This is a genomic window from Pseudomonas sp. TSO6 (assembly GCF_056098905.1).
Genome location: NZ_JBLZWV010000006.1, coordinates 25,012 through 32,556, shown reverse-complemented (window position 1 = coordinate 32,556; position 7,545 = coordinate 25,012). Strand labels below are relative to the sequence as shown.

Genomic DNA, 7,545 nt, shown 5'->3' with positions numbered 1-7,545 from the left:
GCGCAGCAGCCCCGGCGGTTTGTGCCGTGACACCAATACCTGGGGCTGCTGCGCAGCCCATCGCGACACAAGGCCGCTCCCACAACATGGGACTGCGCAAGGCTGGGAATACGCAATCAGGTAACAGTCTTTTACCGATTACCCAGGTTTTCCCCTCCCCGCCTTTGCCTATCCTATGCCCGGTCATCCTGCCTGCGATGGACCCATGAATCACTCTCTGCCCAGCCGCTACGCCTGCCTCGTCAGCTGCCTGTTGTTCACCTTTGCCAGCTTGCCGCTGCTGCCCCAACATGCCTGGCTCTGGCCAATCACACTGATCACTGCCCTGCTCAGCCTGGTCGGGCTCAACGACCTGCGCCAGAGCCACCACGCCGTTCGCCGCAACTACCCGATCCTGGGCAATATCCGCTACCTGATCGAAACCATCCGCCCGGAAATCCGCCAGTACCTGATCGAGGGTGACGACGACAAGCTGCCGTTCTCCCGCTCGCAGCGCTCGCTGGTGTACGCACGCGCCAAGAACGAAAGCGCCGAGAAAGCCTTCGGTACCCTGAACGATGCCTACAAACCCGGTTTCGAATTCATCAGCCATTCGATGCTGCCAGTGGCCACGCCAGACCCGGCCTCGTTCCGCATCGCCATTGGCGGGCCGCAATGCCGCCTGCCCTACTCGGCCTCGATCTTCAATATTTCGGCCATGAGCTTTGGCGCCCTCAGCGCCAATGCCATCGCCGCGCTAAACCGCGGTGCGCGCATGGGCCGTTTTGCCCATGACACGGGTGAAGGCAGCATCAGCCCCTACCACCGCGAACATGGCGGTGACCTGATCTGGGAAATCGGCAGTGGCTACTTCGGCTGCCGTACCGAGGACGGTCGTTTCGACCCGCACCGCTTCGCCGAACAGGCCCGCTCGCCGCAGGTGAAGATGATCGAGATCAAGCTCAGCCAGGGTGCCAAGCCTGGCCACGGCGGTATCCTGCCAGGGCACAAGGTCAGCGCCGAAATTGCCGAGACCCGTGGCGTGCGCGCAGGTGAAGACTGCATCTCCCCGGCCGCGCACAGTGCCTTTCGCACGCCAGCCGAGTTGCTGCAATTCGTGGCCAGCCTACGCGAGCTGTCGGGTGGCAAGCCCGTAGGCTTCAAGTTCTGCCTGGGCCACCCGTGGGAGTTCATGGGCATTGCCAAGGCCATGCTGGCCACCGGCATCACCCCGGACTTCATCGTTGTCGATGGCAAGGAAGGCGGTACCGGCGCCGCACCTCGCGAGTTCAGCGACAACATGGGTGTGCCCATGCGCGAAGGCCTGATGTTCGTGCACAACACCCTGGTCGGCCTGAACCTGCGCTCCAGCATTCGCATTGGCGCTGCGGGCAAGATTGTCAGTGCCTTCGACATCGCCAGCGTATTGGCCATCGGCGCTGACTGGGTCAACTCGGCGCGCGGCTTCATGTTCGCCATTGGCTGCATCCAGTCGCAAAGCTGCCACACCAACAAATGCCCGACCGGCGTGGCCACGCAAGACCCACTGCGCCAGCGCGCCCTGGTGGTGCCAGACAAGGCCGAGCGGGTGGCCAGCTTTCATCGCAACACGCTGCACGCACTGGCCGAAATGCTGGCCGCTGCGGGCCTGGAGCACCCTTCGGAGCTCAAGCCCAAGCACCTGGCTCGGCGTATCAGCCCCAGCGAAATCGGGCTGTTCTCGGACCTGCACACGTTCCTCAAACCAGGCGAACTGCTCAGTGGCTCGATTGAAAGCGAGTTTTATGCGCGGATGTGGCGGATGGCACGTAGCGACAGTTTTGCGCCGGAAACGGGGGAACTGATGCCCGTTGCGGCAAAAGCCGTGCGCCGAAAAGAAACAGCCCCGGCATAAGCCAGGGCTGTTCGATGCTTCAGATCAGGATCAGAAGATGCTGATCGGGTACTCGACGAATACGCGGACTTCGTTGCCGTCGTCGTTGTAACCGTTCTGCTGCACGGCGTTGTTGGTGCGCAGGAACGAGCTACGCAGCTTGATGGACAGGTCCTTGGCCGGGCCGTCCTGCACCACGTAACGGATCTGGTTGAAGATCTCGCGCTCTTTACCTTCGCCGAAGCCCTGCGGGTTGGCGACGTTGCGGGTGTTGATGTTGTCACCCACCACGTAGGCCAGCTTGTAGGTCAGGCCCGGGATGCCGTAGGCACCGAAGTCCAGGCCGTAGCCCAGCTGCCAGGAGCGCTCGTCTTCGGCGTTGAAGTCGGACCAGTACGAGTTGGCCAGGTAGATGGTCGAACCACCGTCACCCACGCCACCGGCGTTCTGGTAGAAGCCGTAGTTGTAACCGGTGCTGCCGGTGCTGCGCTGATGCGCGAGGGTGAACGAGTGCGCACCGTACGCGTAAGTGGCTGCCAGGCTCCAGATGGTGTTGGAGTCGCCATTCAAGCCAGCGGCTTGTACGTACTTGTTGTCGATGTCCGACTTGTAGCCGTTGAAGTCCAGGGTCAGGGACTGGTCGCTGGCGATCGGGAAGACGTAGTTCAAGCCCAGGTAGTGCTTCTTCATCACGTCTTCGTTGTCTGCGGTGTACAGCGAAGCGGTGAAGTTGTCGGTGAACTTGTAGCTACCACCGAAGACGTTGATCGACTTCAGGCCGCCACCGTCACGGCGCTCGGCGCTCTTGCGCGCTTCCTGAGTGAAGCGGCCGGCGTTCAGTTCCAGGCCCTCGATCTCTTTCGAGGTGATCAGGGTACCGGTGAAGCTTTCTGGCAGCAGACGCGCGTCGTCGTACTGCAGCACTGGCAGTGCTGGCATCTGGTCACCGTACTTCAGCACGGTGTTGGAAATGCGGAATTTTACTGCTGCACCACCACGGGCCAGGTTGTGTGGCGAGCTGGCGTTGCCTTCGGCATTGGTGGTTTCGTGAGGTTTGAAGAAGTCGACGCCGCCGCCACCGTTGTGGCCTTTGCCGCCATCAAGGCGCACGGCGTACAGGCCGAATGCGTCGACGCCGACGCCCACGGTGCCCTGGGTAAAGCCGGAGGAGAAGTTGGCGATGAACGCCTGGCCCCATTCGATCTGGTCGTCGGTGCCGTGCTTCTTGTCACGGTTGATGTAGGCGTTGCGCAGAAGGACGTTGGCGTGGCTGTCCTCGATGAAGCCCTTGCTGTCGGCCTGGTCATTGGCCTGTGCCTGGGTCGCGGCGATCATCGCCAAGGCGACCAGGCTGATCCTGGTTTTCAACATGTTGTTTTCCTTATTTCTTAATCAAAAACGCTCTGCACTATGACGCCAGGAACCAACGCCCCTTCGTAGGTTCGACGCTATGCGGATCCCGCCTGGTGGGCCAGCCGGTAAGTCCACGGCAGCCCTCGGCAGCAGCATGGCCAAGATAATGGCCAGCAGGCGTTGGCCGAATCCTAGCCGTGTGCGATTACAAATGTCAAAAAGTCGTGAAATGCAGGTTGATATAACCAAAATTATCGGCAGAGCTGGTGCATTTCCATGCAGGTTTGCGCTATCAGCGGGCAATTTATCTCGTGTGGGAAATTACCTTTTGATCGAACGGACAATTTCCCGAGAGCAGGCAAACCGTGGCGGCAGAGGCTGTTACAAAGAGATACATATGTAAAGACAACCCTTTACAAATACCCAAGCAAGAGCAAATAGCAAGCATTACCATTCGCACCTTCTTTTTCACCTGCCCGGTCCGGATGTGTCCATGCTTGTACCTTGCCGCCTTTCCCCCTTGACGCTTGGCCTGTCGCTGCTGTTCAGCGCCGGCCTGGCCAGTGCCGCCACCACCACGCTGCCAGAGTCGTCGGTTACCGCCGACAGCGAGCGTGAGAAGGACAACCCGCGCGCCAAGGAGGTGAGCACCGCCACCCGCACCTCGACGCCGGTACGCTATGTGCCGCAGGCCATCGACACGGTGAAAACCGCCAATGTGCTGGACTACGGCAACAACACCCTGGGCAAGGCGCTGGAGGGGATCCCCAACGTCAGCAGCGGCGCCGACACCCGCTTTGACAGCGTGCGCATCCGCGGCTTCGAGGCCAGCAACGACTTCTACCTGGACGGCATTCGCGACGACAGCCAGTACATCCGCGACCTGCACAACATCGAGCGGGTCGAGGTGCTGAAGGGGCCGGCGGCGGTGCTATATGGCCGTGGCAGCCAGGGCGGCATCGTCAACCGGGTCAGCAAGGCTCCGGAGCAGGGCCGCCGCTCGAGCATCGATGCACAGGCCGGCAGCGAAGACCTGCGCAGCCTGTATGCCGACCTCAGCGCCGACCCCAGCGACACCGTCAGCCTGCGCCTGAACATGGGCACCCAGGACAACAACAGCTTCCGCAAGGGTATCGACGGCAGCCGCCAGCTGTTCGCCCCGTCGGTCAGCTGGCAAATCACCCCCGACCTGAACTGGCTGGTGCAGTACGAATACAGCCGCTACAACCGCACGCCCGACCGGGGCATCCCCGGGGTGAATGGCCGCCCGGCCGACGTCAGCCGCAGCACCACCTACGGCGACCAGCGCGACTACATCGATGATCGCGCCCAGTCCCTGCGCTCACGCCTGAACTACCAGCTGAACGAAACCTGGCAGCTGCGCCATACCCTGGGCCTGTTCAAGCTCGACAGCGAGTTCGACAACACCTACGTCACGGGCTACAACGCCAGCACCAATGTCCTGACCCGCCAGCGCTGGCAGCAGGACCTGAACACCCGCAACCTGTTCAACAACCTGGAAGCCGAGGGCGATTTCGACACCCTGGGCCTGGAGCACACGCTGCTGCTGGGCCTGGAATTCGGCAACCAGAAGCGAGACCCCGTGCTGTATACCGCTGGTAGCCAGACGCTGCCGGGCTTGGGCCAACCCAACCGTAGCCAGCAGCACAACGGCCGCCTGGTGCTGTCGAGTGACAACCACACGGTGGTCGATAGCCGCGGCATTTATCTGCAGGACCAGATCCGCCTGAACGATCAATGGCAGATCCTTGCCGGGGTGCGCTTCGACCAGTTCGAGGTTGAAACCACCAACATGCGCAACCTGTCCGAGTCGCAGGACAGCAATAGCACCAGCCCACGCCTGGGCGTGGTGTACACACCGTGGCGTGACCATTCGTTCTACGCCTCGTGGAGCAAGACCTTCTCGCCGGTGGGCGGCGGCCTCATCGGCATCACCCCGGGTTCGCAGGGCAACACCAACGACACGAAGCCGGAGGAAACGCGCCAGAAGGAAATCGGCATGAAGAGCGACTGGCTCGACCAGCGCCTGAGCACCACGGTGGCCATCTACGAGCTGGAGCTGTACAACCGCCGCACCCGCGACCCGCTCATCCCGGAAAACATCTTGCTCAGCGGCCTGCAGCGTTCGCGCGGCATCGAGTTGACGGCCACTGGCAACATCGTCGGCAACTGGTATATACGCGGCGGCATCGGCCTGCAGGATGCGATCATCGTCAAGGACAACAACGGCCAGGAAGGCAACCGCATCAACGATGTGGCCAAGCGCAACGCCAGCCTGTTCGTGACCTGGAAACCAGAGCTGGGCTGGTACGCCGAAACCGGCGTTACGCTGGTAGGTGAGCGTTATGCGGACAACCAGAACACCACGGTGTTGCCAGGGTATGGCCGTTGGGATGCGCTGGCGGGGTACCGTACCCATGACTGGGATGTGCGGGCGGCGTTGAGCAATATTGCCGACAAGACTTACTACAGCTCGGCGACCAGTGCGGCGCAGATTCAGGTGGGGGACCCGCGTAGCCTGGTGGTCACGGGTAGCTACAGCTTCTGATCTTTATTGCTGTACCGGCCTCTTCGCGGCTGAAGCCGCTCCCACAGGGTCACCACAGGTTTCGAGACATGTGGAGTACCTGTGGGAGCGGGTTCACCCGCGAAGAGGCCGGTACAGGAATACCAATTCGATCAGTGCCACACCGCCATCAGCGCCTGCATCTCTGCTTCGCTGATCAGCCCTTGAGGGTACCGCCCGGCAAGCAGACGTCGTGGGTCGGTCGTCCTGACCCTGATGCTTCCATGGTGTTTCAACCACTTCGCCACAACCTTGAGCGACTGGTGATTCACTGCCGATGGGCGCAAAGCCGACTCACTTGCTGCGTTCATGTCTACACGTACTCCCTGGCCCGTGAGCGGCTAATTTACGTAGGTAATGTTACAGATCCGAGAGCGCGGCCCGGCCGAGCTATCTGATTGAAAAACAATACAAAACCTATGCCAGCCTGGGCGCCGGGTGTCGCCAGAAAAAAAGCCCGTCAAATGACGGGCCTTTTTTTAATTCACGCTGGGCTCAACGCTTGACCGGCGCCGGCTGCTGCTGAGTCAGGCAGTGGATGTTGCCGCCACCCAGCAACAATTCGCGGCCAGGGATCATCACTACTTCGTGGTCAGGGAAGATCTTTGCCAGGATCGCTCTGGCTTCGGCATCTGCCGCGTCATCGAAGCTTGGCGCAATGATGCCGCCGTTGACGATCAGGAAGTTCACGTACGAACCGGCAAGGCGCACCGACGGGTCTCGCTCCTGGCTGCCGGCCACCTGATCGACACCGGCACACTCTTCAGCGGTGGCAAACAGCGGGCCCGGGATCGGCATCTTGTGCACGATGAACTCGCGGCCCTTGGCATCGCGGGTGTTCTTCAACACCTCCATGGCCGCGTGGCAGCGCGCATAGTTGGGGTCGTTGGAATCATCGGTCCAGGCCAGTAACACTTCACCCGGGCGCACGTAACAGCAGAAGTTGTCGACGTGGCCGTCGGTTTCGTCGTTGTACAGGCCATCCGGCAGCCACACCACGGTGTCGACCGCCAGTTGGTCACGCAGCACGGCTTCGATCTGCTCGCGGTTCAGGTGCGGGTTGCGGTTACGGTTGAGCAGGCATTCCTCGGTGGTGATCACGGTGCCCTCACCGTCCACGTGGATCGAACCGCCTTCAAGTACGAAGCCTTCGGTTTGGTAGCGCTGGCAGCGCTCCATTTCCAGCACCTTGGCGGCCAGTTCCTCGTCGCGGTTCCACGGCGCATACAGGCCGCCGTCGAAGCCGCCCCAGGCATTGAAGCCCCAGTCCACACCACGCACTTCACCTTGGTCGTTGATGACGAAGGTTGGGCCGGTATCACGCACCCAGGCGTCGTCGTTGCTGATTTCGACCACGCGAATGTTCGGCTGGTCGAGCTGGCGACGGGCATTTTCGTACTGGCCGGCGGAGGCCGCGACGGTGACAGGTTCGAAGCGGGCAATGGCCTTGGCCAGTGTCACATGCGCAGCCTGTGCCGGCTTGCCGCCCAGGCGCCAGTTGTCCGGGCGCTCCGGCCAGACCATCCACACCTGGGTTTGCGGGGCCCACTCGGCGGGCATGTGGAAACCATCGGCACGGGGCGTGGAGTTGAGGGTTTTCATGGGTGACCTCTATGATGGCCCTGAGCCGGAGTGTGCTGGGGCGTTTGTGAATTTATAACCGATATATATCGATATTTAAAGCCCGAAAACTTAAGATACTCAGGCCGCTCGGCGCATTTAAATCGATAACAATCGACGCGCATTCCAGATC

The 7,545-nt window shown here is 61.4% G+C and carries 5 protein-coding genes; 2 read left to right on the top strand and 3 right to left on the bottom strand.

What is annotated here, in order from left to right; all coding sequences use genetic code 11:
- Window positions 1-205 precede the first annotated feature (205 nt).
- Window positions 206-1,873 carry an FMN-binding glutamate synthase family protein gene (locus ACN6NG_RS01180; RefSeq protein WP_236197884.1) on the top strand — a complete coding sequence of 556 codons (1,668 nt, stop codon included), beginning with the start codon at window positions 206-208 and terminating at the stop codon, window positions 1,871-1,873.
- A 30-nt stretch (window positions 1,874-1,903) separates the two neighbouring features.
- On the opposite strand, the gene ACN6NG_RS01175 is transcribed toward ACN6NG_RS01180, so the two are convergent.
- Window positions 1,904-3,223 (bottom strand): OprD family porin, encoded by a 1,320-nt coding sequence (locus ACN6NG_RS01175; RefSeq protein ID WP_059394988.1) that lies wholly within the window; start codon window positions 3,221-3,223, stop codon window positions 1,904-1,906.
- 475 nt (window positions 3,224-3,698) lie between these two features.
- Between ACN6NG_RS01175 and ACN6NG_RS01170 the strand changes: the two genes are divergently transcribed.
- A complete protein-coding gene (locus tag ACN6NG_RS01170) occupies window positions 3,699-5,774 on the top strand; it encodes a TonB-dependent receptor (protein ID WP_236197885.1) in 2,076 nt (691 codons plus the stop codon).
- A gap of 131 nt (window positions 5,775-5,905) precedes the next feature.
- Here the strand turns inward: ACN6NG_RS01170 and ACN6NG_RS01165 are convergent, their stop codons facing one another.
- Window positions 5,906-6,103 carry a hypothetical protein gene (locus tag ACN6NG_RS01165; protein WP_026034717.1) on the bottom strand — a complete coding sequence of 66 codons (198 nt, stop codon included), beginning with the start codon at window positions 6,101-6,103 and terminating at the stop codon, window positions 5,906-5,908.
- 184 nt (window positions 6,104-6,287) lie between these two features.
- Window positions 6,288-7,394: an agmatine deiminase gene (gene aguA / locus ACN6NG_RS01160; protein ID WP_197898338.1), complete on the bottom strand. Its 1,107-nt coding sequence runs from the start codon at window positions 7,392-7,394 to the stop codon at window positions 6,288-6,290.
- Window positions 7,395-7,545: the final 151 nt, after the last annotated feature.

What these genes read in the sequence shown, in the direction of transcription:
- ACN6NG_RS01165 (WP_026034717.1), bottom strand. Translation starts at nt 6,103, where the DNA reads ATGAACGCAGCAAGTGAGTCGGCTTTGCGCCCATCGGCAGTGAATCAC.
- aguA (WP_197898338.1), bottom strand. Translation starts at nt 7,394, where the DNA reads ATGAAAACCCTCAACTCCACGCCCCGTGCCGATGGTTTCCACATGCCC.
- ACN6NG_RS01175 (WP_059394988.1), bottom strand. Translation starts at nt 3,223, where the DNA reads ATGTTGAAAACCAGGATCAGCCTGGTCGCCTTGGCGATGATCGCCGCG.
- ACN6NG_RS01180 (WP_236197884.1), top strand. Translation starts at nt 206, where the DNA reads ATGAATCACTCTCTGCCCAGCCGCTACGCCTGCCTCGTCAGCTGCCTG.
- ACN6NG_RS01170 (WP_236197885.1), top strand. Translation starts at nt 3,699, where the DNA reads ATGCTTGTACCTTGCCGCCTTTCCCCCTTGACGCTTGGCCTGTCGCTG.